The following is a 24,202-nucleotide window of genomic DNA, read 5'->3' on the forward strand; positions in this document are numbered from 1 at the left end:
ATCACGACACGATTGAACCGCCGGCCCCCGCAAGGAGGCCGGCGGTTTTCGTTTGGGCGGGCGGGGGTGACTGGTCAAAGCCGGGCCGGACGGCTATCCCGGCGGCCTGCTAGTGAAGGGGATCCTGAATGCGCGTTGCCATGATCGGAACCGGCTATGTCGGCCTGGTGTCGGGGGCCTGTTTCGCCGATTTCGGCCATATGGTCTGCTGCGTCGACAAGGATCCGTCCAAGATCGAGCGCCTGAACCAGGGGCAGATGCCGATCTTCGAGCCCGGCCTCGAGGACCTCGTCGCCAGCAATGTTCGCGATGGACGTCTGAGTTTTGCCATCGACGGTGCCGAGGCGATCCGCGCCGCGGATGCGGTCTTCATCGCCGTCGGCACGCCCTCGCGTCGCGGCGACGGCCATGCGGACCTGTCCTATGTCTATGCGGCGGCCGAGGAGATCGCCGGCCTGATCGACGGCTTTACCGTCATCGTCACCAAATCGACCGTGCCGGTCGGCACCGGCGACGAGATCGAACGCATCATCCGGGCGCGCCGACCCGACGCCGAATTCGCCGTGGTGTCCAATCCGGAGTTCCTGCGCGAGGGGGCCGCGATCGAGGATTTCAAACGCCCCGACCGGGTCGTGGTCGGCACCGGGGACGAGAGGGCGCGCGTCGTCATGACCGAAATCTACCGTCCGCTCAGCCTGAACGAGACGCCGATCCTGTTCACGGAACGCCGGACCAGCGAACTGATCAAATATGCGGCCAACGCCTTCCTGGCGCTGAAGATCACCTTCATCAACGAGATGGCCGACCTGTGTGAGGCGGTCGGGGCGGATGTGCAGCAGGTTGCGCGCGGGATCGGGCTGGACAAGCGGATCGGCAGCAAATTCCTGCACGCGGGGCCGGGCTATGGCGGGTCCTGTTTCCCGAAGGATACCCTGGCCCTCGTGCGCACCGCGACCGACGCCGGCAGTCCGGTGCGGTTGGTGGAAGCCACGGTCCAGGTCAATGACGCGCGCAAGAAGGGGATGGCCGATCGCGTCGCCCTGGCGCTGGGGGGCGATCTGGCCGGCAAGACGGTCGCGCTCCTGGGGCTGACCTTCAAGCCCAATACCGACGACATGCGGGACTCGCCCGCGCTGGATGTCGTTCCGGCGCTGGTTGCCCGCGGCGCGACCGTTCAGGCCTTTGATCCCGAGGGTATGGAGGAGGCGGCCCGACTGCTGGATGATGTCCAGTTCAAGGACGGACCCTATGAAGCGGTCGCCGGGGCCGATGTCGTCGTCATCCTGACCGAGTGGAACCAGTTCCGGGCGCTGGACCTCGACCGGGTCAAATTGCTGATGCGACAGCCGGTGATGGTCGATCTGCGCAATGTCTACCGCCCGGACGACATGCGGTCGCGCGGCTTCATCTACAGCTCCATCGGACGGGCCTAGCGGGCGGCGGTCCGGGTCAGCGGCAGGCTTGGGGTGTCGGCATCCCGGGGGGACTGCTCCAGAACAGCCCGCCCGGCACCGATGACCAGCGTCGCCGTCAGGACCGCAGAGACGACGGCGATGGCCGCCAGCCTGAGGCCGTCCATGAATTCCCTGTGGTCTGGCCGCACCTCAATCCCCCGGCTCGAGCATCTGTCTCAGGAGCATGAGGCCGGTCGATTCGCAAATCAAGGAACGGCGTGCGGTCATCACCGGTTGGCCATACGGACGAATTGGAAAGGCGGGCGGCACCGTGGTGCCGCCCGCCCTGCCTTGGTCATCGACCGTCGTATGTCCTAGCCGCGGAACGGGCGGATCAGGATTTCCACGCGGCGGTTCAGGGCCTTGCCTTCGGCCGTGGCGTTGGAGGCGACGGGCTCGCTTTCACCGCGACCGTCCACATAGAGACGGTCGGCCAGGACATTGCGGCTGACCAGATACTGGGCCACCGACGAGGCGCGGCGACGCGACAGGTCCAGATTATAGTCGTCGGCACCGTCGGAATCGGCATGACCGATGATGTCGATGGTCGACTGGTCGTAGCGGTTCAGCACGGCTGCGACGTCATCGAGCGTGGCGTAGAAGCGCGTGTTCACGGCCGACTGGTTCGAGGCGAAGGTGACGTCCGACGGCATCCGCAGGACCAGGGTATCGCCCTGGCGGGCGACGCCGACACCGCTGCCCGAGAGCTCGGCTTCCAGTTCGCGCTGCTGGCGATCCATATAGGCACCGACTGCGGCACCGCCGAGCGCGCCGATCCCGGCACCGATCAGGGCGTTCTTGCGGCCCTGTTCGCTGTTGGAGGTGTTGGTCAGATAGCCCAGCAGGGCCCCGCCGATGGCCCCGCCGATGGCACCGGTCGCCGTATTGTTGCGGGTCGGCGTCGAGCTGTAGGGGTCCATGGTGGTGCAGGCGGCACCGCCGAGGAGGATAGCAATGCTCGCGCCGGTGAGAAGGAGCTTGGTGCGCATAAGGATAGTCCCTGTTTGAAGATGTTGTCAGCCGGGACAACGTGGCCCTACGGTGAAGGTTCCACCCTGTACCGTTGATGAACGGCTGCAGCGCCGCCGGTTTTGCCAATCGCGGGGGATCGGGCGTATGAAAGCGGCCCTGTTTTCGTTGAGGCCACAACCGTGAGCACGACCCTGACCGCTTCCCCTGCCGACACCGCCGGAACCCGGACCATCGAGCCGGTATCGATGGCGCTCCATGACACCGATTTTCAGCGTTTCGCCGATACCCTGGGGCGTTCCTTCAAACAGTACGGTTTCGCCGTGGTGTCCGATCACGGCCTGGACGAGGCGACGATCGCTGCGGCTATCGACGACGCCAAGGCCTTCTTTGCCCTGCCCGAGGACGTCAAACGCGCCTATCATATGCCGGGCACGGGCGGGGCGCGCGGGCTGACCCCCTTCGGCGTCGAGGCCGCCAAGGATGCCAGCGCCGTCGACCTCAAGGAGTTCTGGCACGTCGGCCGCGAACTGCCCGAGGGGCACCCCTACCGGAAATATATGCGGGACAATGTCTGGCCGACCGAGGTGGAGGGTTTTCAGGCCCACCTGTACGGTATGTTCGACGCCATGGATCAACTGGGTCGCAAGATCCTGAAGGCGATCGCCCGCTATCTTCAGCTCGGCGACGACTTCTTTGAGGACAAGGTCCAGCTGGGCAACAGCGTGCTGCGGATGCTGCACTATCCCCCGGTGCCCGCCGACGCCCCCGGGGTCCGGGCCGGGGCCCATGAGGACATCAACGTCATCACCCTGCTGCTGGGGGCGGAGGAGGCCGGCCTGCAGTTGAAGGACGCCGACGGCGAATGGCTGGACATCGCGCCGCCGCCCGGGGCCCTGGTGGTCAATATCGGCGATATGTTGCAGCGCCTGACCAACCACGTGCTGCCCTCGACGACGCACCGGGTGGTCAATCCGGCTCCGGAACGGCGCGGCTTCGCCCGCTATTCGACGCCCTTCTTCCTGCATTTCAATCCCGACTTCGTCATCGAGACCCTGCCCTCCATGGTGACGAAGGAGGCTCCCGACCGCTATGCGGGCAAGGCGATCATGGCCGAGGACTTCCTGATGGAGCGGCTGCGCGAGATCCGGCTGATCTGAAGACCCGTCCATTCTGGGTTCCAACGGGAGCGAAATCCGAGCCGGGCCGGACCGCGTCCAGCCCGACCGGTTTCGCTCTAGCGGGATATCCTGAGTTTGGTGATGTCGCGTCCGATGGCGTTGAAGGCCTCGGACAGTTCAGTCCCGCTGCCGGCGTCGTAGAAGCCGCTCTCCGTCGAGGCGCAGTACCGCAGCAGGGACCGGGCGTTGCCGCTGTTTCCGATCTGGAAACCGACCGTATAGACGACGACCCCCTGGGCCTTCATCGCGTCGCACAGGGCCCGGCTCTGGGCATAGGGCTCGCCATTGTCCGGGGCGCAGTTGTTTCTCCTCGAATTGGGAGCATTGTAGCCCCGGGCCATCACACCCTTGCAGTAGGGGGCGTTGAACTCGCCGTCGGTCATGATGATCACGGCCTTCAGCGTCTCGGCCGTATTGTAGGGGGCACCGGCCGATGACGGCCACAGCGAGCCGAAATTCGGCGACACCATATACCAGCCCCAGGCGATGCCGATCTGGCCGGCGGTCGAGCCGCTGACCGACAGGTCGTCGATGTTCGCCTTGATCTCGCCGATGCGGCTGGAGAGCGGCTGGATTGTGCTCGCCATGCAGGTACCGTCATTGTCCGGATAGTTGCGGCCGACCCGGGCGGCGCTGGTCGGTGCGGCGTCGGTGTAGGCCTCCCGGCCGGTGCGTTCGGTGACGCAGTCGCTGATCCTGTGGGTGGCGAGGTCCCGGTTTTCGTTCTCGAAGGCGTAATAGGTGCAGCCTTCCTGGGCGCACCATGACCGGCCGCCCGACCGGTAGGGCGACAGGTCGGCGGCGTCCATGTCGATGGTGAAGGTGTCGGTCGTGGTGTTGCCGACCAGATGGGTCCGGTTGTTGACCTCGGTCATCCCCGAGACGTCGGTGATGTAGACATGATCGTTGTCGCGCAGACCGTGCCGGGTCGATGTGACGACGACGGAACAGTCGTTGTCCTGGCATCTCTGGATCCGTCCCGAACTCCCGTACAGTCTTCCGTAGTCGCGCCCGTCGATACGGTTTCCGTGGCGATCATTCAGCTCGAAGGTGTTGTTGTTTCGTCCCGCGACGACAAAGGCCTTGTCGTTGATCTGGCTCATGCCGCTGACGCCCGAGATCCAGACCACGTCGCCATTGGCAAAGCCGTGCCCAGGGGACGTGATCACGACCGGCCGTTTCCGCGTGGCCCTGGTGATGCTCTGTTGCGGGCCCGTCAGGTTGACCCCGATGTTGGCGATGGAGGTCGAGCCGGTGACCGTGCCCCGCACCGCGTTCAGATAGCTGCCCGGATTGACCGAATAGGACCACGGTACCAGGGCTACCCTTGAGTAGTAGGGCGTCTGGACCGGCTGGACGATCAGATCGACGAGGTCCTTGGCTGCGGTCTTCAGGTCCCGCAGCTTCTGGCCCCTCATGGAGCCGGACATATCGAGGGCCATCGCCACCTCGATATTCCGGGAGGAACGGTCGACCTCGGAATGGGCTCCGACCGGCAGGTAGTCGTCCATGAATTTGCCGTAGGGCGGCAGGATGAGGTTGGCGACCAGGGTCTTCACATCAACCTTTGAATTGGCGATCACCACGCTGTCATTGTCGAGGACGAAGGTCGTCTGGTCTTCCCGCAAGATGATGTCCGGATAGGCCTGCAGATTACCCCTTAGGGCAGCCAGCCCGATCCGGGACAGGTCCTCGTCCGTCGTGTACGGCGATCGCGCGGCGGCAAGGGTGGCCGCGTCCAGGGCATCCTGAAGGTTGACCCGCACGGTCGAGGCGCGGTGGATGTCGACCCCTCCGAGCGTCATCAACACCAGCACCGGCAGGGTCAGGCTGAAGATCATGGCGACGTTGCCGCCCACGTCGGATCGCAGCCGGCGGAGAACCGCCTTCAGAGCCAGAAGCAGGGGTGGGTCATCTCGGTCTGCCGTGGTCGTCGATCCAGCCATGTCGCCGGGCGGGAGAGTCCGGCTGTAAGCACGCAAGCTTGGGGCCGCGCGGTTAAGGCTTGATGATCCCCGGCGATCTTTCCGGAAACCGGCGTGGTTTGACGTCCCGCTATCTCGAGATTCTGAGGCGTGTGATGTCACGGCCGATGGCCTTGAAGGCATCGGTCAGATCGGCCCCGCTGGCGGGCAGATAGGCATGGCTCGAACTGGTGGCGCATTGTGCCAGGATGTCGGCCGCGCTGCTCCCGGAAGACACCTGGAACCCCACGGTATAGACGATGATCGCCTGGGCCTTCATCGCGTCGCACAGGGCCCTGGCCTGATCAAAGGAGTGGCCATTGGTGGCGTTGCACGCGATCTTGTCCGTCGAGCCGCCCGACCCGGACAGCGCGTTCTGGGCAATCACGCCCGAACAATAGGGCGTGTTGTAATCGCCGTCGGTCATGATGATGACGGCCTTCAACAGGTCGCGCTCGTTGCGCACGCCGGCACCGTTCGACGGCCAGAGCGCGTTGAAATTGGACGAGACGGTGTACCAGCCCCAGGCGGTGCCGATATGGCCAGCGGTCGAGCCGTCATCCGACAGGCTGTTGATCAGGGTCTTGATCGTGGTCGTATTGCTGGACAGCGGCAGGATCGATGCGGTCGGGCAGACATTGCTGCTGTTGGCGTAGTTGAAGCCGACGCGCGCCGAGGCCGGCGAGGCGTCGGTGTAGGCCTGGGCGCCGGTGCGCTCGCTGACGCAGGTGCTGGCCGGAAGCGCGCGGATGGCGTCCCATGGATTGCGGAATACGCGATACTCGCATCCGTACTGACCGCAGTACGACCGGCCGCCCGAGGTGTAGTTGCTCCAGTTCGCACCGTTCTCGCCGATGGAATAGGTGTTGGTCGTGACGTTGGACACCTGATAGCCGGCGTTGTTGATCCCGGTCATGCCGCCGACGTCCGATATGTAGACATAGTCATCGTTCGACAGGCCGTGACCGGCGGCTGTGATCACGACCGAACAGTCCGAGACCAGGCATTTCCGCGCAATGCCCCCCGAGCTGTAGCTGCTGTAGCCGCTGCTGCTGACGGTAGACCAGCTGCTGCCGTTCCAGGCCTGCAGCGAGTAGGAGCTGTTGTTGATCTTCACCACGCGGAACGCGCGGTTGTTGATCTGGGTCATGCCGTTGACGCCGCTGATCCAGATCCAGTCGCCCGTGGCGAAGCCGTGCGAGCTTGAGCTCACCACGCCTGTGCTGGCCCGGGTGAGTCCGGTGATCGATTTTGACGAGCCGGTCGTCCAGGCGGCCCTGGTGATGTTGCGGTAGGAGGTCGGGGTTCCACGGGCGCTGTTGGCGTAGGTGCCAAGGTTCACCCCGACAGCATAGGGGACGACGGACATCCTGGAATAGAAGGGGGTCTGGACCGGCTGGACGACAAGATCCACCAGGTCCCTGGCTGCGGCCTTGAGGTCGGTCAGCCTTTGGCCTGCCATCGATCCGGTGATGTCCAGAACCAGGGCGACCTCGAGGTTCTTGGACGAGCGGTTGACCTCGGAATGGGCCCCGACCGGCAGGTAGTCGTCCATGAATTTGCCGTACGGCGGCAGGATGATATTGGCCACCAGGGTCTTCACATCGACCTTGGAGTTGGCGATCACCACACTGTCGCTGTTCATGCTGAAGGTGGTCTGGTCCTCCCGCAGGATAATGTCCGGATAGGCCTGCAGATTGGCCCTCAGGGCTGACAGCCCCACCCGGGACAGGTCTGCGTCGCTTGAATAGGGCGATCGCGCGGCGGCGAGGGTGGCGGCGTCCAGCGCGTCCTGCAGGTTGATGCGAACGGTCGAGGCGCGGTGGATGTCCACCCCGCCGACGGTCATCAGAACCAGCACCGGCAGGCTCAGGCTGAAGATCATCGCGACATTGCCGCGCGTCTCGCGCTGGAAGCGCGCGGCGAAGGCCAGGGTCGCCCGGCTGCAGGATCGGATCCAGTTCAAGACGCCCATCGTCAGGTCGCACGCCCCGTGTGCGGACGCACCTTGCCCCGCAACCGACGCACAATGACGCGGTTCGGTTAAGGGAAGCGCTATGCGGTACGGTTAACGCACCGCGTCACGCCCCCCTGGACGTCGCGGTCTCAGCCCTCCCAGCCGCAGGGCTTGCCGCGGTTCTGTTCGGTCAGCCAGGCGTTGAGCGGGGCGAAATATTCGGTCACCGCCGAGGCGTCGTTGCGGCTTTCGCCGGTGAAGGCGGCCATGGCTTCCGGCCACGGACGCGACTGGCCCATCTCCATCATCGCATTGAAACGCTGGCCGACGGCCTCATTGCCGTAGATCGAGCACCGGTGCAGCGGGCCGGTCCAGCCCGCCTGTTTGCAGGCCGCGCGCTGGAACTGGAACTGGTAGATATGGGCCAGGAAATAGCGGGTGTAGGGCGTGTTTCCGGGGATGTGATATTTGGCCCCCGGGTCGAAGGCACCGTCCGGGCGCGGTCCCGGCGGCACCAGGCCCTGGTATTTCAGCATATCGGCCGACCAGGCCTCATTGTAGTGGGCCGGGTCGGTCTTGCCGCTGAACACGTCCCAGCGCCAGCGGTCGACCATCAGGCCGAACGGCAGGAAGGCGATCTTGTCCAGCGCCATCTTGAGCAGGAAGGGAATGTCCTCCTCCTCGCCGGGCACCGTCTCCAGCAGGCCGATCTGGTTCAGATAGGTCGGGGTCAGGGCGGACAGGCCGATGAAGTCCCCGATCGCCTCATGGAAGCCGTCATTCGCCCCGTTGCGGAACAGGAAGGGCTGATCCTTGTAGGCCCGCTGGTAGAAGTTGTGACCCAGTTCGTGGTGGACAGTATAGAAGTCCTCGCCGTTCACCTGGGTGCACATCTTGATGCGGATGTCGTCCAGGTTGTCGACGTCCCAGGCCGAGGCGTGACAGACCACCTCGCGGTCGCGCGGCCGGGTGATCTGGCTGCGTTCCCAGAAGGTCTCGGGCAGGGGCACCAGACCCAGGGAGGTGTAGAAGCCCTCGCCGGTGCGGACCATCTTCGTCGCGTCATAGTCGGCGCGAGTCAGAAGCTGCGTCATGTCATAGCTGGACGTGGCGCCGGTCGTCGGGGCCACCACGTCATAGATATTGCCCCATTGCTGCGACCACATATTGCCCAGCAGATCAGCCCGGATCGGCCCGGTCGCCGGCTGGACCGCATCGCCGTATTTTTCGTTCAGCCGGGCCCGGACATAGCAGTGCAGGTTTTCGTAGAAGGGTTTGACCTGTTCCCACAGGCGATCCGTCTCGGCGGCGAAGGCGTCGGGTTCCATGTCGTAGCCCGCCCGCCACATCGCGCCGGTGTCGGCAAAGCCCAGGTCGCGCGAGCCTTCATTGGCGATCTCGACCATGCGGGCATAGTCGTCGCGCATGACCGGCGAGATGGTGCGCCAGCCCTCGTACAGGGCCTTGGTCTCGGCCGGGTCGCGGCTTTCCGCCAGCATTTCAGAGGCGTCGTCGAGTGTGATCTCGCGCCCCTGATATTCGAACTTGCCGGTGGCATAGGTCGAGTCCAGACGGGTGGTGATCTCGGCCAGTTCCGAGGCGGCCCCCGGCCGGTTCGGGGCCGGCAGGACAATGCCGAGGCGCAGCAGGTTCAGCTTGCGGCGGACGTCTTCCGGAACCTGAACATCGTTGAAGCGCGCGGCCTCCCCGGCCAGCTGGACCTGGAGTTCGGTGACCTGGGCGTTGGCCCGGGACTCCAGCCACATGGTGTCGAAGGTGATGTTGGTGGCCCGCACCCACTGAACCCGGGCAGCATATTCGAACAGATCGGCCAGTTTCGCCTCGGCGTCAGCGACGAAGGCGGTCGCGCCGGCCGCCGAGACGGGGAAGGTCCCGGAATCGGCGGGGGCGGCCCCCTGCGGACCGGCCGTCGGAACTGCCGCACCGGTCATGCCCGCGCAGCCGACGGCGGCGAGAGCAAGGGTGAAGGCGGCGGCCGCCGTCATCAACTGACGCTTCATGGGATGTCCTCCGGATCGCCGGCGTTTTGATTCCCGGCTGAATTGAGGGGCCATGGGACGCAAGTGCGTCTGCCGCGTCAAGCGTGACGGTTCAGTGCAAAACGCAGGCGGCCAGTCCGTCGTTGCGCACCGTTCCCATGGCCGCCTGCACCCGCGAGGCCCGGCGACGGACATAGGGGCCGGGTGCACCGGCGCTGTAGCGTCGGGGGCTGGGCAGGATGGCGGCCAGCCGCGCGGCCTCGCGCGCCGTCAGCTGATCGGCCCCCTTGCCGTACCAGTGTCGCGCCGCCGCCTCGGCCCCATAGACCCCCGGGGCCCATTCTGCGACGTTCAGATAGACCTCCATGATCCGGCGCTTGGACCAGACGGTCTCGATCAGCACGGTATAGCCGGCCTCCAGCCCCTTGCGGACCCAGCTGCGGCCGGGCCACAGGAAGACATTCTTGGCCGTCTGCTGGCTGATGGTCGAGCCGCCGCGCACCCGACGGCCGCGCGCGTTGTCATCCATCGCCTTCTCGATCGCCTGGAAATCAAACCCGTCGTGGCTGCAGAAGCGGGCATCCTCCGAGGCGATGACGGCCTCGACCAGTCGCGGGGAAATGTGGTTGAGCGAGCGCCAGCGATAGTCGAGCCCGTGCCCCGCCACCGCCTGTTGCACCATCAGCAGGGTGGTCGGGGGTGGCACCACGGCATGGACCAGAACCCCGCCGATCGGCAGCAGGGCCAGAGTCAGCAGCAGAATCAGCAGCGTTCGGCCCGGTTTCATGGTGTCAGACGCCCCCGTCGTTCGGCGTATGATCGCGATCCTGGCGCGTGACGCAAGCCGTCAGGCCTCGACCACCCCGGCCAGTCCGCCCTCGTCGGCCCAGGCGATGGCCCCGCCGTCCTCGCGCATGGCCAGGGCAGTGATCGCCGATCCCTTGTCAGCCCGAACGAAATTGAGACCCTGACCGGCCGGATCGGCCAGCCAGACCCGGCCGTCATTGAGGCCGGCGGCCAGCAAGCCGAGACCGCTGCGGGCGGCGACCTGGGTGACCAGGCTGGATTCGTCGTAGCCGATCTCCGTGGCCTCGCGGCCCATCGGGCCGTTGCTGCCCGTAAAGGGCCAGAGCACGGCCCCCTGGGCCCCGGCGGTGGCGAACAGCTGGCCGTTCGACAGGAAGGCCATCGACCGCACCTTGGACGGATAGCCGCCCATACGCAGGTCCTTGGAGTCTTTCAGGCGCCAGCCGTGCAGCTGGTTGTCCTGCATGGCGGTGATGACGAAGGCCCCGTCCGGCGAGAAGGTCACGCCGGTATGGGACCCGGCCCATTTCAGCAGGGTCGGCTTCTGCTGGGCGATGCGGGCCAGCCACAGGGCCACCCCGCCATAGGTCGAGGTGGCGAGGCGTCGCCCCTTGGGATCGAAGGCCACGCCGGAGACCGTGCGCTCATGGGTGAAGTCGCGGCGGAAGGCCGGGTCGGCAACGTCGATCACCGACAGGATTCGCCCGGCCGAGAAGGCGATGAGGCCGGTCGTGGCGGCGGTGTCGAGGGCGTCGATCCAGCGACCGGGAGCCTCGGCCAGGACGACAGTCTCGTCGCGGCGGGTCCAGGCGACCTTGCCGTCATCGCCGCCGGTGACGATGCCGTTGCCGGACGGGTGAATCGCCGCGCACAGGACCGCGCCGTCATGAACCGCAAACCGTTCGCCCTCGGCGAACCGGACCGAACCGTCGCCGAGGGCGAAGATCGCGCCGGTCCGGTCGAACAGGGCCGCCGTGACCTGGGCGTCAAAGGTGAAATTCATCGCCATGTCGCTCAGCCCTCGCCGAAGCCGGAGCCCGGCTCACGCGGATTACAGCGGATCAGTCGTGAGTCGGTCACGGCGGCCTGTCGATGAACGACCGCCAGCTGATATTCGGGATCACGGATCATGGTCATGAAGGCCTGAGCCGTCTCGTAGCGGACGATGAAGGCGAGGTGCCAGATCTCGTCCGCCGGACCGATCAGGGTCAGTTCGGGGCGACCCAGCCAGATCTGGCTGCCACCCGACCGGGCGAAGGGCGCGGCGGCGGCGCGGCCATAGGCGGCATAGGCCTCTGCCCCGGTCAGGGCGACGGCATGGTCCGGATGGTCGGCCGGATAGGTGGCCGTCTCGCGGAAACGCAGCAGGTTGATCATGGCGATTGGCTGATCGGCGGGCAGGTCGCGGAAGGCCGCCAAGGCCTCCTGCGTCGGGTCGATGCAGCCGGTCATGCGGCGCAGGCCTCGAACCCGGCCTTCAGTGCCGCCTCGTCCAGATCGCGGCCGATGAAGACGGCGCGGCTCCAGCGTCGCTCGTCCGGACCCCATGCGCGCTGCAGGTCGCCCTCGAGGATCATGTGCACGGCCTGGAACACCAGTCGCCGGTCCTCGCCCTGGACGTCGATGATGCCCTTGGCCCGCAGGATGTTCTGACCCTGCTCACCCAGAAGCCGGTCCAGCCAGGCGGTGAATTTCGCCCCGTTCATCGGGCCGTCGATCGACACGGAGATGCCCTTGATGTCGTCCTCATGGGCGTGTCCGCGGGCCCCGTGATCATGGCCGTGATGGTCGTGCCCGTGATCATGTCCGTGCCCATGGTCGTGGCCGCAGTGTTCGTCGTGCACATGGCCGGCCTCGCCGTGGGCAGGGTTGGCGAACTCGGGATTGATGTCGAGGATACGGTCGAGGTCGAAGCCGCCGAGGCCGAGGATCTGGTCCAGCGGCACGTCGGCGCGTTCGGCCCGGGTGATCGGGGCCAGCGGGTTCAGCTTGCGCAACCGCGCCTCGACGGCGACCAGTTCGGTCTCGCTGGCCAGGTCGACCTTGTTGAGGATGATGCGGTCGGCGAAGGCCACCTGTTCGCGGGCCTCCTTGGAGTCATCCAGCCGGGCCATCACATGTTTGGCGTCGACCAGGCAGGTGACGCTGTCCAGCTGGGTCCTGGCCTTGACGTCCTCGTCGACGAAGAAGGTCTGGGCCACCGGGCCGGGATCGGCCAGGCCGGTGGTCTCAACGATGATGGCGTCGAAGGCCGGCGCGCCCGGACGCTGGCGTTTCATCAGGCCGGCGACGACGCGGATCAGGTCGCCGCGCACCGTGCAGCAGACGCAGCCGTTGTTCATCTCGAACACGTCCTCGTCGGCCCCGACCACCAGGTCGTTGTCGATGCCGATCTCGCCGAACTCGTTGACGATCACGGCATAGCGTTTGCCGTGGTCGCCGGTGAGGATGCGGTTCAGCAGGGTTGTCTTGCCGGCACCGAGGTAGCCGGTCAGGACGGTGACGGGGATCTTGTCTGGGTTCGGAGAGGTCATGCCCGGCTAGATGGCGGGTCGCGATGGCCTTGTGAAGGCGTCAGCAGTCCGGACAGTCGGGAGAAGCGTCACTTTCCAGCTGCAGGGTGGTGTGGCCGATGCCGAATTTCTCGCGCGCCAGCCCCCGGGCCTCGGCCAGAAGGGCGGCGCTGTCGGCGCGGTCATGGACAAGATGGGCGGTCAGGGCCGCCTCGGTCGTCGACAGGCCCCAGACGTGCAGGTCATGCACCGCCCGAACCCCCGGCAGGGCAGACAGGGCCTCGCGCACGGCGTCGACATCGATGTGGGCTGGGGCGGCATCGATGGCCAGATTGACCGAGTCCCTGAGCAGACCCCAGGTCCCGATCAGGATCACGGCCACGATGGCGACGCTGACCAGAGGATCGAGGATCGACCAGCCGGTGACCATGATCAAGGCCCCGACGATGACCACGCCGATCGAGATGCCGGCATCGGCCATCATGTGCAGATAGGCTCCGCGGGCGTTCAGGTCGCTGTGTTGGTCGCGCATGAACATCAGGGCCGTGCCCAGGTTGATGACGAAGCCGATGCCGGCCACGATCATGACCACGCCCGAGGCGACGGGCGCGGGCTCGGCCAGCCGACGCACGGCCTCGAAGGCGATGGCCCCGCAGGCGAAGATCAGCAGCAGGGCATTGGCCAGGGCGGCCAGCACCGTGGCCTTGCCGTAGCCATAGGTCAGATGTTTGCCGCTGGAGCGGCGGACCAGCCAGGCTGCGCCCCCGGCCATGGCCAGGCCCAGCACATCGGACAGATTGTGTCCCGCGTCGGCCAGCAGCGCCGAGGAGCCGCTGAACAGGCCGGCGGCGACCTCGCAGGCGACGAAGGCCAGGTTGACCAGCAGGCCGACGGCATAGCGCCAGTCGCCGGTATCGACCGGTCCGTGGCTGTGGCCGCCGTGGGCGTGGCTGTGCCCGGGCGCATGGCCATGGTCGTGCCCGTGGTCGGCGTGATGGTGATCATGCGAAGCGGCCATGCGACGGACTCTAGGGCCAGATCGTCAGGGAGGGAATCGCCACCGTCAGTGGCGGTAGAGGAAAATGACGACCGCCAGGCCGATCAGGACCAGGCCCAGCACGGCACCTTCATAGCGGGCCCAGCGCTCCAGCCTCAGGATGGAGGCCCCGGCCCGGGCCAGGCTGGTGAAGACGGCCATGCCCAGCACCGTGCCCAACGCCAGCATCAGGGTCAGCAGGGCCAGGGTCGGCAGGCCCGCCGTGGCCGAATGCAGGTACAGGGGCAGAAGGACCTCGCCCGGCGAAATCGCCATCATGGTGACGAGGCCCAGCATGGCAGCCCTGTCCGAGACGGCCGGGGCGGGTGTCCGCAGGCTCGGGCCGTCCGACGCCACCGCGTGAACCCACAGCGACCGGCCCAGATAGAAAAGGCCGAACATCAGCAGCAGGGCGGCCGACAGATTGGGCAAAAGGCCGCGCACCCAGGAATCCAGTGCCAGGGCGGCGACCACGATCAGCAGGCCGAACAGGGCGGTCGAGGCGATATGGGCCAGGCCGGCGGCCGTGACGGCGGCGAGGGCGCGTTGCCCGCTCCAGCCCTGGGCCCGGCCCACCAGGACGAAGGGCAGCCAGTGGGTCGGCAGGGCGGCATGCAGGAAGGCCGCGATGAATCCGCCGCCGAGCAGGGACAGAAGGACCGGGGGCTGCAGGTCAGGCGGCGACATCGATCGCTGCATAGCCTGTTACTTTATAACGGTCGAGGGTTAATTCGTCAGGAATGGAGGCTGCGCCGGTCCAGGGGCAGGCCGGACGATCCCGGACGCCGCCGGCGGGCCACGGTCTGGTAGACCAGCACCGAGCCGCGTTCGAACCCCTTGGCGAACAGGGCGAAATAGATCAGCCACAGTCGGGTCCTGGCATGCCCGACCAGATCGCGGGCCTGGGCGCGGGCGGCGTAGAGGCGCTGGGCCCAGTTGCGCAGGGTCAGTTCGAAATGTTCGCGCAGGTTCTCGACGTCGAGGACTTCAAAACCCAGTCGACCCAGGTTGGTGACGGTCATGCCGATGGTGTCCAGCTCACCGCCAGGGAAGATGAATCGGGTAATGACCCGGGTCGTGGGGGTCGGCCGAACGGGTCCGCGTCCCCCGCGCCGCACCGAGGCCTGGTGAAAATACAGGCCGCCCGGTTTCAACAGCCGGTGCATCTCGGCGAAATGCCGGTCGTGATTGGCCAGGCCGACATGTTCGAACATTTCGACCTGCGAAATGGCGTCATAGGACGCCGCGCTGTCGATCTCGCGATAGTCCCTGAGCTCCAGGGTGACCTGATGCCCGAGGCCCAGGGCCTCCACCCGGGCGCGGCCGTAATCGAGCTGGGCCTGGGACAGGGTCACACCATGCACCTCGACCCCGTAGGTCTGCGCGGCCCAGCAGGCCAGGCCCCCCCAGCCGCAGCCGACGTCCAGAAGTTTCTGTCCGGGGGCCAGCCGCAGCTTGCGGCAGATCCGGTCCAGCTTCTCGACCTGGGCCTCCTCGAGTGTGGCGTCGGCCCGGGTGAAATAGGCGCTCGAATAGGTCATGCCCGGATCGAGGAAGAGGGCGTAGAAATCGTTCGAGACGTCATAGTGAAAGCGGATGAAGTCCTGATCCCGACGCCCGGCCTGTCGGGCACCGATTCCCTCGCGCCCGGTTTCGTCATAGGCCGCCGGTGCCCGGTCCGCTTGCTCCCGCCGCAACAGGAAGGGCAGGGCCTGCCGGGCCATCAGCCATTTGTCGACGCGGCGCGCCAGATGAACGGCGCGCCCGTGGTCCCAGCGATCGGCCGCCTCGAGCGGGCTGCCGCCCTCAATGGCCAGGTCGCCGGTGGCGAACAGTTCGAACAGGGTCATCAGCCCCGGCTTCAGCAACAGGCGTCGAATCGCGGCGGGACCGGAAATCACGATCTGGATGTCACGGCGCGCGCCGGGCCCGAGCGGCAGCACCTGTCCGTCCCACAGCCGAACCGACAGGTCGGCCTGGAGATGTCCGGCGACATGGGCAATCACCGTCCGTGCGGCCTGAATGCGGCGATCCGCTCGGTCAGTCATGGGCTATGTCGATCCTTGGGTTCGCGGCCAGATTTGGCACGAGGGCGGGAAAGCGGCTAGGCCGTGAGGGCAATTCGCGTGTTTCCGGGCCCGGGCGTCCCGTTTCACGTTGACTCCGCGACCCCCGTCCGTATATGTCGCCGCTCTTCGCCCGCGGGGTTTGCCCGGCGGGCGCTATCTTTTTTGCGTTTACGCTGAGGCTTCAAATGTACGCGGTGATCAAGACCGGCGGCAAGCAGTACCGGGTCCAACCGGGCGACGTTATCGTCGTCGAAAAGCTGGATGGTGATGCTGGTGCCGAGATGTCGTTCGGCGACGTGCTCATGCTGGGCGGTGACAAGGGTGTGACCCTTGGCGCTCCCCTGATTTCCGGCGCTTCGGTGGCCGCGACCCTGGTCGAAACCCGCAAGGGTGAGAAGATCAAGATCTTCAAGAAGACCCGTCGCCAGGGCTATCGCCGTACCAACGGCCATCGCCAGATGGAATCGGTCCTGCGCATCACCGGCATCGCCGGTGCCGGCGAGACCGCCAAATGGGACGGCACGGTCGATCTGATGACCAAGGCCGAGATGAACCTTCGTGCCCGTGGCCTTGCCCCGCGCGTCGACGAGACCGAGGCCAAGCCGGCCAAGGCCCCGAAGGCCGTCAAGGCCGCTGCGCCCAAGGCTGAAAAGCCTGCCGCCAAGAAGGCTCCTGCCAAGAAGGCCCCCGCCAAGACGGCGGACAAGGCCGGCGACGAAGCCTAAACAGAGTTCAACACGCACCCGAAACGGTGCGACGCGCGTCAGCGCAAACGGAAGAGTGACGGAGCAGATCTATGGCTCATAAAAAATCCGGTGGTTCGTCGCGTAACGGTCGCGACTCCGAGTCGAAACGCCTCGGCGTGAAGAAATATGGCGGCGAGCGCGTGCTGGCCGGCAACATTCTCGTGCGCCAGCGTGGCACCACCTTCCACCCGGGTGACAACGTCGGCCTTGGCCGCGACCACACCCTTTTCGCCCTTGTCCATGGTGCGGTGAAATTCAGCACCAAGCGCGGGGGCCGTTCCTACGTCTCCGTCATGCCGGCCAATGACACTGTGGCGATGGCCGCCGAGTAGCGCGAAACGGATACTCCCGGATCGCGCAAGGCTCGAAGAGCTGCGATCCGGACCAGGGAAATTTTCCGCGGGGAGTCTGGGTCAACCAGGCTCCCCGTTTGCGTTTCCCCGCCTCGATGCCCGCCCGAGCCCTGATCCAAGGACGGCGGCGAAAATTTCGCGAGGCGCCCATGTGCGTGATCGAAATCTCCCCTGTCGTCGAAACCCGGCGCCTGGTCCTGCGCGCCCCGCGCCTGCAGGACGCGCCGCGTCTGGCGGCCCTGGCCAATGATATCGATGTGGCGCGCATGACGCTGCGGATGCCGTATCCGTATGCCGTCACCGATGCCGAGGGCTTTATCGACTCGATCCAGGGGCAGGACCCGCGGCGCGGGGCGACCTTCCTGATCGACCATGAGGACCTGGGGCCTGTCGGCGTTATCGGCCTGTTTGAGGATGGCGATCCGGCCCCTGAAACGGGCTACTGGATCGGCCGGCCCTTCTGGGGGCGGGGCTTTGCCACCGAGGCGCTCGAGGGAGCCCTGGTCTGGGCCGGGCGTCACTGGAGGCGGCGGGCCATGGTGGCGGGCCATTTTACCGACAATCCCGCGTCCGGCCGGGTCCTGGAGAAGGCCGGCTTTCTCTACACGGGTGAGGTTCGCCGGTCGTTCAGCCGGGCGCGCAACGCCGAGACAGATATCCGTCGCATGGTCTGGCTGGCCTAGACGCGGATTGGCGGGGCCATTTCGCGGTCCGGACGCGAGCCCGTCCAGGCCGATTTCGCCCTAGCCGAACAGGGTCGGGCTGAAGACGGCGGCGGCGGCGATGGCCCCGCCGATCACTGTGGCGATCGCGCCGGCGATGAAGGCCCCGGCCATGCGGGCCCGACGCCGACGCAGGCCGCCGGTGCGGACCGATCGGATCATCACCTGCGGCGTGCGGTCAAAGGCTTCTGAACCCGAAATGTTGTGCTGGGACATGGAGCCTCCCGATTGACTGGATCCCCGAAGGGGAGTGACCCCAAAGGCGGGGACGATACGGCCAAAGGATGGCGAACGGCGATCACCAACAGTTCTGTGATCGACCCGGACCGGCCCGCCTCATACGACGGGAAACCAGCCCGGCCTAGCCGCAGTAGACCAGACGCCCGCTATAGGCCCGATAATAGCCGCTGGCGGGGTCGTAGGAGCGATAGTTGGCCCGGCACCAGCCGATCCGGCGCCCGTCCCGACCGGACCGGTTGTCGTCGCCCGAATAGATCAGATCCGGTCGGCCATAGGCCCCGTGCCAGGCTTCGCCATTCCTGCTGTCAAAGGTCGTCTGACCGTATCCGCGCCGGCGGGTGGAATAGCCAGGACTGCCACGTCCGCCATGGCCGTACGCGGCCGGGTAGCCTGAATAGTCTCTGGCGTGGCCATAGGTCTGGTCACCCCAGCCGTAGCCTGATGACCGGCGCTGATCGCGCCATGGAGCCGCGCAGTCGCTACGGTTGGCGTCCCAGAAGGCGTCGCAGCGATAGTCGCCCGGCCGGTCCAGCTGGCTGCGCCAGTCGCGGGTTGCCGAAGATCCGCCCCAGCCGGTGCGGTCGTATCCGTCGGCACGGCCATAATCCTGACCATGGTCACGGTCCGGATATCCATAATGCTGGGCAGCGGCCGGTGTGGTCGCAAGGGTCAGGGCGGCGACGGCCAGGGCTGCGGACAACAGGGCGGGGTGGCGCATGGTTAACTCCCGAAGTTGGCCCGTCCTGATGGCGCGGGCCCGGCTGGACGCATGGGCACGCTCTAGAGGGTGATGTTCACGGCCCGGCCGCCACGGGTCTCGACGCGGCGCATCAGGACGACCCGTTCGCCGCCGGCGCTGACCGGGGCGATGACGAACCAGCCGCCGTCCGGCAGGCCGGTGAAGCTGAACCGGCGATCGTTGCAGGTGGTGGACCGCACGAACGAGCGGTAGTCGGCATTGGGGTCGGAGACGGTCCGGGCGCGAACGACGGCCTCAGGGACGGCGGCGCGATCGATCGAGCCGTAAAGGGTGTTGAATCGGGCCCGCGTATAGGGCGTGTCCGGCGTCAGGGCGACCGACCCCGTGCAGTCATAGACCTGGCCGTCCTGCCGGTAGTCGACGCGACCGTTGATCACGGCCTGGCCGGTCTGGGCCGACCAGGCAAAGGCGGCGGCATTGAAGGCTGTGGACGCGGTCGCGCCATGGGACATGGTGCCGGTGGTCGGGGCACAGGCCGCGCCGAGGACGGCCACGGCAGCGAGGGCGAGCAGCGGGCGGATCGACATGGGGCGGACTCCGGTAATTCGTCGGGCGGGTAATTGTCTCATCACGCCTAACGCGGCGGCCAAGGTCAAGGTTGCGACGCGTGTCTCTGTGGGTCAAAAGCGCGACAATGACCGGACGAAGTTCGGCAACGGAAGCGCCAGGATCATCCATGACCGTCACCTTCGCCGACATCCAGGCCGCCCGGCAGCGTATCGCCGGTCAGGTCGATCGCACGCCGGTCCGGCATTCGCGCCGGCTGTCGCAGCTGACCGGGGCCGAGGTCTGGGTCAAATACGACAACCTGCATTTCACCGGTTCCTTCAAGGAGCGTGGAGCCCTGAACCGGCTCAGCCAGCTGACCCCGGATGAACGTCGGCGCGGCGTCATCGCCGCCTCGGCCGGAAATCACGCCCAGGCCCTCGCCTACCACGGGGGACGGCTGGGCATTCCGGTGACCATCGTCATGCCCGTCGGCACCCCCTTCACCAAGGTCGACGGCACCCGTGCCCACGGGGCCACGGTGGTGATCCACGGGGCCGATTTCACCGGATCGTCCGAGGAGGCCAAGCGCCTGCAGGCCGAGCACGGCTATGTCTTCGTCTCGGCCTTTGACGACGAAGGGATCGTCGCCGGCCAGGGGGTCTGCGCCATCGAATTCCTCGAGGATGCACCGGACCTCGACGTCCTGATCATTCCGATCGGTGGTGGCGGGCTGATCGCCGGCTGTTCGATCGCGGCGAAGGCGATCAAGCCCGACATCCGCATCTTCGGCGTCGAGGCGGCCATGTATCCGTCGTTCAGCGCCCGCCGGAAGGGCGAAACACCGAAATGCGGCGGGGCCACCATCGCCGAGGGTATCGCCATCAAGGCCGTCGGCGACATTCCCTTCGCCCTGGCCGACCCGCTGGTCGAGGATGTGCTCGTCTGTGAGGAGGAGGATTTCGAAAAGGCCGTGGCCCTGTATGCGACGCTGGAGAAAACCGTCGCCGAGGGCGCGGGTGCCGGCGGTCTGGCCGCCCTGCTGGCGCACCCGGACCGCTTCCGCGGCATGAGGGTCGGCCTGGTCCTGTGCGGCGGCAATATCGATGCCCGGATGCTGGCCGTGGTGCTGAACCGCGAAATGGTCCGCGAGCGGCGGCTGGTCGTTTTCCGCATTCTCAGCGACGACCGGCCCGGAATTCTGTCGACGATGGCGGCCGTGATCGGCGACGTCGGCGGCAATATCATCGATGTCGTTCACAACCGCCTGGCGCTGGATGTTCCGGCCAAGGGGGCGGAGTTCGACATCATGGTCGAAACGCGCGATAGCGCCCATGCCGACGCGATCGGCGAGGCCTTGAAGGACAAGGGTTATGCGCTTCGGATGGGGTAGGGCTGCGGCCCTTTCGCTGGGACTTCTGGTCGCGGCCTGCGGCGGCGACCCGGCACCGGACGCCGATCTGGCCGCCAATGCCCGGGCGGCCGAGTTCTTCCTGACCAACAACGCCCGCGTCGAGGGAGTTCAGACCCTGCCGTCGGGCCTTCAGTACAAGGTCATCGAAGCCGGGCCGGCGGGCGGACAGAGCCCCGACGGCAATGATCTGGTCCGCGTCGACTACGAAGGCTCGCTGACCGACGGCACGGTGTTCGACAGCTCCTTTGCCCGCGGGACCCCCTATGTCACCACGCCGGCCGATGTCGTGCCGGGCTGGACCGAGGCCCTGCAGCGGATGAAGGTCGGCGACGAGTGGCTGCTCTATGTGCCGCCGGCCCTCGGCTATGGCGAGCGCGGCGGCCCGCCGAAGATTCCGGGCAATGCGGTACTGGTGTTCCGCATCAAGCTGCTGGACGTCGCCCACACGCCCGGCGGCGGGACCTCTGCCGGCGCAGCCATGGGCTAGAGGGCGAGAGCCCCGGTCCACTCGATCCTGACCTCCGGGTCAGGTTCTGTGCTTTCCCGTTCCGCGGCCAGCGCGGCGAAATGCGGGCCCGGCATCAGACGCGACAGCGCCCACACGGCCGCGCCCCGCACCACGGGAGCCGGGTCGTCGAGCAGCCGTGTGGCCGCCAGGATCAGGTCGGCATCACTGCTGTTGCCGATCGCGTACAGCACATTGCGCAGGAACCGGTCGCGACCGATGCGTTTGACCGGGCTCTTGGCGAACAGGGTGCGGAAGGTCGCATCGTCCAGACCGGCGAGGTCCGCAAGTCGGGGGCTGGTCAGGCCATCGCGCGCCTGGAGCCGGGCTTCGCGCGAGGCGGCCGCGAACTTGTTCCATGGACAGACCGCCAGACAGTCGTCGCAGCCATAGATGCGGCTGCCCGTCGCGGCCCGGAACTCGACGGGCCAGGGCCCGGGAAATTCGATGGTCAGATAGGACAGGCAGCGGCGGGCATCCAGCTGGAAAGGGGCCGGGAAGGCCTGGGTCGGGCAGACGTCCAGACAGGCGGTACAGCTGCCGCAGTGTTCGGTCTCGGCCGCATCGACAGGCAGATCGGCGGCGCTGACGATGACGCCGAGGAACAGCCAGTTGCCATGCTCGCGCGACAGCAGATTGGTGTGTTTGCCCTGCCAGCCCAGTCCGGCGCGCTGGGCCAGGGGCTTTTCCATCAGGGGGGCGGTGTCGACGAACACCTTGACGTCCTCGCCGGTGCGGGCGGCGATCTGGCCCGCCAGGGTCTTCAGCCGGCCCTTGATCAGCTCGTGATAGTCGTCGCCCCGGGCATAGACCGAGATATAGCCGGCTGACCGGTCGGCCAGTTCGGGCAGGGGATCGTGATCGGGGCCATAGTTGAGGCCCAGGACGATGGCGGTGCGGGCCTCGCTCCACATGGCGGTGGGGTGGCTGCGGCGCTCCAGCGTCGTCTCCATCCAGCCCATCTCGCCGTGCCGTCCGGCCTCGACGAAATGGGCCAGCCGTTCGCCCGCGCTCCACGGCTCGGCCGCTGAGGCGAAGCGGCAGGCGTCGAAGCCCAGGGCGGCGGCGCTGTCCCTGATGGTTTGACGGAGGTCGGTCGCCATGGGCGTCGTTTGACGCGCCGCGCCCTAGAAGTCGAGGTCGGTGTAGTGGGCCGACGGCTGCAGGCCCTGGAACCGGTCCGACAGCAGGGGACGAAAACAGGGGCGCGACTTCAGCTTCATGTACCAGGTCTTGAGGCCCGGCCAGTTCTGCCAGGCGATCTCGCCGAAATAGTCGAGGACCGACAGATGGGCGGCGGCGACCAGGTCCGCCTGGCTGAGGCGGCGACCGGCGAGCCAGTCGCGCTGGGTCGCCAGCGCCTCGAGCATGGCGAGATGGGTCCGCAGGGCCTCGCGCCCCTCGCGCAGGGCCCGCGCCTCGGGCGGGCCGAGACGCAGCAGCGGCTTTTCCATTCGCTCGTGCAGCAGGACGGCGTCGACCTCGTCCGTGAACCGGCGGTCGAACCAGGTCACCAGCCGCCGGGTCTCGGCGCGTTCGCCGGGGTCGGCCGGCAGCAGGAAGGGGGTCTTGGCGCGATCTTCCAGCCAGCCGAAAACGGCGGCCGGCTCGCACAGGGTCAGCGGTTTGCCGGCCTCGGTGGTCTGAACGACCGGAGGCATGCCGGACGGATTGAGTTCACCCAGCGGGCAGCCGGCCTCCCACGGTCGGACCAGGACCTCTGACCACTCCACGCGCGCCTCGCCCAGGGCAAGGCGCGCCGTGCGGGAGCCGGGATCGAACGGGAAATGAAACAGGACGCAGGCCGACATGAGAAATCCATGCGCCCGCGGGCGTTAATCGCTCGTTAGTGACGTGAGGTGGGACGGGCTCAGGACCAGGGGCCACGGGGGCCGGGCCGGGCCGGCGTTGGGGCACTGTCCGGATCGGGCGCGGCCTCGCTGTCGGGTTCCGGGGGCAGCGCGTCGCCGGTGGCCATCGTCTCTGGCTCGGCCCGACCGTGGGGGTCAGGATGGATCAGGATGTCAGCCTGGGGAAACGCCGCCAGCAGGCGATTTTCGGCCGCGACGATGATGGCGTGGGCGGCCTCGAGTGTCAGGGCGGGGTCCATGTCGACATGCATCTGGATCATCATCACCGGTCCGGCCATGCGGGTGCGAAGCTGATGGACGCCATGGATGCGCGGGTCGGACAGGACGGCCGTGGTCACGGCGATCCGGTCACTGTCGGGCACGGCCCGGTCCAGCAGATGGTCGGCGGCGTTTCGGAGCAGGCCCAGCGCCCCCCAGAACAGCCAGACCGAAACCACGAGGCCAGCCGCGGCATCGAGGCCTGGGGCGGCGAGGAAGGCCCCCGAAATGACCCCGATCAGCACCACCAGATTGGCGGCCAGATCCGCGGCGTAATGGGCCCGGTCGGCGGCTATGGCCATCGACCGGCTCTGGCGGAGGGCGCGCGACTGCATCCACACCAGGCCCAGGGTCAGAACGGTCGAGATCACGATCACAGACACGCCCCAGCCACCGGCGGTGACCGGGCGGGGATCAAAGATGCGAAGGACGGCTTCCCAGCCGATGAAGCTGGCTGAGGCAAACACGAGGCCGGCCTGGACCAGGGCGGCCAGGGCCTCGCCCTTGCCGCGCCCGTAGCGGTGTTGTTCGCCGCCCGGGGCCGCAGCCCAGCGCACGGCGACGAAGGTTACCAGCGAGGCCACCAGGTCCAGTGCCGAGTCGGCCAGGGAGGCAAGGATCGACACCGAGCCGGACGCGCCCAGGGCGAAGGCCTTCAGGGTGATCAGGATCACCGCCACCCCGACCGACAGGCGGGTGACGTTGCGCGCGATGGCGTCGGCGTCCGTGCGCTCCGGGGAGGACGAGGGGGAAGGGGAGGTCATTGACGCCTTGTCGCCGATCGCTGCCGCCTTGCCAATGGCCGGGCCCCGGTCAGCGTCATGACTTTTATCGGTCTGTTAGCCTTACCGTCACCAAAGCGCCGCATCATGGGCGGGTACTGAGATCAACCCGGAC

25 protein-coding genes are annotated in these 24,202 nt (G+C 67.0%); 7 read left to right on the forward strand and 18 right to left on the reverse strand.

What is annotated here, in order from left to right:
• Nucleotides 1–128 precede the first annotated feature (128 nt).
• A complete protein-coding gene (locus PSV00_RS06230) occupies nt 129–1,433 on the forward strand; it encodes a UDP-glucose/GDP-mannose dehydrogenase family protein (protein ID WP_300445652.1) in 1,305 nt (434 codons plus the stop codon).
• Here the strand turns inward: PSV00_RS06230 and PSV00_RS06235 are convergent.
• Together PSV00_RS06235 and PSV00_RS06240 are read right to left on the reverse strand one after the other, a co-directional pair.
• Nucleotides 1,430–1,579: a hypothetical protein gene (locus tag PSV00_RS06235; RefSeq protein WP_300445653.1), complete on the reverse strand. Its 150-nt coding sequence runs from the start codon at nt 1,577–1,579 to the stop codon at nt 1,430–1,432. The genes PSV00_RS06230 and PSV00_RS06235 overlap by 4 nt on opposite strands.
• 189 nt (nt 1,580–1,768) lie before the next feature.
• Complete coding sequence (locus PSV00_RS06240) at nt 1,769–2,443, reverse strand: OmpA family protein (RefSeq protein WP_300445654.1); 675 nt, start codon at nt 2,441–2,443, stop codon at nt 1,769–1,771.
• Between the two features lie 228 nt (nt 2,444–2,671).
• On the opposite strand from PSV00_RS06240, the gene PSV00_RS06245 reads away from it, so the two are divergent.
• Nucleotides 2,672–3,583, forward strand: a complete 912-nt coding sequence (locus PSV00_RS06245; RefSeq protein ID WP_300445682.1) for a 2-oxoglutarate and iron-dependent oxygenase domain-containing protein — start codon at nt 2,672–2,674, stop codon at nt 3,581–3,583.
• A 77-nt stretch (nt 3,584–3,660) separates the two neighbouring features.
• Here the strand turns inward: PSV00_RS06245 and PSV00_RS06250 are convergent, their stop codons facing one another.
• From PSV00_RS06250 to PSV00_RS06295, 10 genes are all read right to left on the reverse strand, one after another.
• Nucleotides 3,661–5,463 carry a ubiquitin-activating E1 FCCH domain-containing protein gene (locus tag PSV00_RS06250; protein ID WP_300445655.1) on the reverse strand — a complete coding sequence of 601 codons (1,803 nt, stop codon included), beginning with the start codon at nt 5,461–5,463 and terminating at the stop codon, nt 3,661–3,663.
• Between the two features lie 196 nt (nt 5,464–5,659).
• Entirely contained in the window at nt 5,660–7,534 is a 1,875-nt protein-coding gene (locus PSV00_RS06255) for a ubiquitin-activating E1 FCCH domain-containing protein (RefSeq protein ID WP_300445656.1), read from the reverse strand.
• Nucleotides 7,535–7,674: 140 nt separating this feature from the next.
• Complete coding sequence (locus PSV00_RS06260) at nt 7,675–9,546, reverse strand: M2 family metallopeptidase (RefSeq protein WP_300445657.1); 1,872 nt, start codon at nt 9,544–9,546, stop codon at nt 7,675–7,677.
• A gap of 91 nt (nt 9,547–9,637) precedes the next feature.
• Nucleotides 9,638–10,312, reverse strand: a complete 675-nt coding sequence (gene mtgA, locus PSV00_RS06265; protein WP_300445658.1) for a monofunctional biosynthetic peptidoglycan transglycosylase — start codon at nt 10,310–10,312, stop codon at nt 9,638–9,640.
• Between the two features lie 60 nt (nt 10,313–10,372).
• Nucleotides 10,373–11,335, reverse strand: coding sequence for a WD40 repeat domain-containing protein (locus PSV00_RS06270; protein ID WP_300445683.1), 963 nt, complete (start codon nt 11,333–11,335; stop codon nt 10,373–10,375).
• 11 nt (nt 11,336–11,346) lie between these two features.
• Nucleotides 11,347–11,784 (reverse strand): DUF1330 domain-containing protein, encoded by a 438-nt coding sequence (locus tag PSV00_RS06275; protein WP_300445659.1) that lies wholly within the window; start codon nt 11,782–11,784, stop codon nt 11,347–11,349.
• On the reverse strand, nt 11,781–12,866 hold the full coding sequence (locus tag PSV00_RS06280; protein ID WP_300445660.1) for a GTP-binding protein: 1,086 nt from the start codon (nt 12,864–12,866) through the stop codon (nt 11,781–11,783). The genes PSV00_RS06275 and PSV00_RS06280 overlap by 4 nt, the downstream gene beginning before the upstream one ends.
• A gap of 40 nt (nt 12,867–12,906) precedes the next feature.
• Nucleotides 12,907–13,863 carry a cation diffusion facilitator family transporter gene (locus PSV00_RS06285; protein WP_300445661.1) on the reverse strand — a complete coding sequence of 319 codons (957 nt, stop codon included), beginning with the start codon at nt 13,861–13,863 and terminating at the stop codon, nt 12,907–12,909.
• Nucleotides 13,864–13,908: 45 nt separating this feature from the next.
• Complete coding sequence (locus PSV00_RS06290) at nt 13,909–14,580, reverse strand: hypothetical protein (protein ID WP_300445662.1); 672 nt, start codon at nt 14,578–14,580, stop codon at nt 13,909–13,911.
• A 35-nt stretch (nt 14,581–14,615) separates the two neighbouring features.
• On the reverse strand, nt 14,616–15,929 hold the full coding sequence (locus PSV00_RS06295) for a cyclopropane-fatty-acyl-phospholipid synthase family protein (RefSeq protein WP_300445663.1): 1,314 nt from the start codon (nt 15,927–15,929) through the stop codon (nt 14,616–14,618).
• A 206-nt stretch (nt 15,930–16,135) separates the two neighbouring features.
• Here PSV00_RS06295 and rplU point away from each other — a divergent pair, with 206 nt between their 5' ends.
• From rplU to PSV00_RS06310, 3 genes are all read left to right on the forward strand, one after another.
• Entirely contained in the window at nt 16,136–16,675 is a 540-nt protein-coding gene (gene rplU / locus PSV00_RS06300) for a 50S ribosomal protein L21 (protein ID WP_300445664.1), read from the forward strand.
• A 71-nt stretch (nt 16,676–16,746) separates the two neighbouring features.
• Nucleotides 16,747–17,028, forward strand: coding sequence for a 50S ribosomal protein L27 (rpmA, locus tag PSV00_RS06305; protein WP_300445665.1), 282 nt, complete (start codon nt 16,747–16,749; stop codon nt 17,026–17,028).
• 170 nt (nt 17,029–17,198) lie between these two features.
• A complete protein-coding gene (locus PSV00_RS06310) occupies nt 17,199–17,732 on the forward strand; it encodes a GNAT family N-acetyltransferase (protein ID WP_300445666.1) in 534 nt (177 codons plus the stop codon).
• 60 nt (nt 17,733–17,792) lie between these two features.
• Here the strand turns inward: PSV00_RS06310 and PSV00_RS06315 are convergent, their stop codons facing one another.
• The 3 genes from PSV00_RS06315 to PSV00_RS06325 all read right to left on the reverse strand — a co-directional run bounded on the left by PSV00_RS06315 (nt 17,793) and on the right by PSV00_RS06325 (nt 19,298).
• The gene (locus PSV00_RS06315; RefSeq protein WP_300445667.1) at nt 17,793–17,987 is read right to left on the reverse strand and encodes a hypothetical protein; all 195 of its coding nucleotides are present in this window, start codon (nt 17,985–17,987) and stop codon (nt 17,793–17,795) included.
• 145 nt (nt 17,988–18,132) lie between these two features.
• Entirely contained in the window at nt 18,133–18,729 is a 597-nt protein-coding gene (locus PSV00_RS06320; protein ID WP_300445668.1) for a BA14K family protein, read from the reverse strand.
• 62 nt (nt 18,730–18,791) lie between these two features.
• The gene (locus PSV00_RS06325) at nt 18,792–19,298 is read right to left on the reverse strand and encodes a hypothetical protein (protein WP_300445669.1); all 507 of its coding nucleotides are present in this window, start codon (nt 19,296–19,298) and stop codon (nt 18,792–18,794) included.
• 149 nt (nt 19,299–19,447) lie between these two features.
• Between PSV00_RS06325 and PSV00_RS06330 the strand changes: the two genes are divergently transcribed.
• Together PSV00_RS06330 and PSV00_RS06335 are read left to right on the forward strand one after the other, a co-directional pair.
• Nucleotides 19,448–20,650, forward strand: a complete 1,203-nt coding sequence (locus PSV00_RS06330) for a threonine ammonia-lyase (protein ID WP_300445670.1) — start codon at nt 19,448–19,450, stop codon at nt 20,648–20,650.
• Nucleotides 20,631–21,158, forward strand: coding sequence for an FKBP-type peptidyl-prolyl cis-trans isomerase (locus PSV00_RS06335; protein WP_300445671.1), 528 nt, complete (start codon nt 20,631–20,633; stop codon nt 21,156–21,158). The genes PSV00_RS06330 and PSV00_RS06335 overlap by 20 nt, the downstream gene beginning before the upstream one ends.
• On the opposite strand, the gene queG is transcribed toward PSV00_RS06335, so the two are convergent.
• From queG to PSV00_RS06350, 3 genes are read right to left on the reverse strand one after another with little or no spacing between them, the layout of a single operon-like run.
• Nucleotides 21,155–22,279 (reverse strand): tRNA epoxyqueuosine(34) reductase QueG, encoded by a 1,125-nt coding sequence (queG, locus tag PSV00_RS06340; protein ID WP_300445672.1) that lies wholly within the window; start codon nt 22,277–22,279, stop codon nt 21,155–21,157. The two genes, PSV00_RS06335 and queG, sit on opposite strands and share 4 nt — an antisense overlap.
• A gap of 24 nt (nt 22,280–22,303) precedes the next feature.
• A complete protein-coding gene (locus PSV00_RS06345) occupies nt 22,304–22,987 on the reverse strand; it encodes a glutathione S-transferase family protein (protein WP_300445673.1) in 684 nt (227 codons plus the stop codon).
• A gap of 59 nt (nt 22,988–23,046) precedes the next feature.
• Complete coding sequence (locus PSV00_RS06350; protein ID WP_300445674.1) at nt 23,047–24,069, reverse strand: cation diffusion facilitator family transporter; 1,023 nt, start codon at nt 24,067–24,069, stop codon at nt 23,047–23,049.
• Nucleotides 24,070–24,202 lie beyond the last annotated feature (133 nt).

This window comes from Brevundimonas sp., assembly GCF_029945885.1.
Taxonomy (GTDB): domain Bacteria; phylum Pseudomonadota; class Alphaproteobacteria; order Caulobacterales; family Caulobacteraceae; genus Brevundimonas.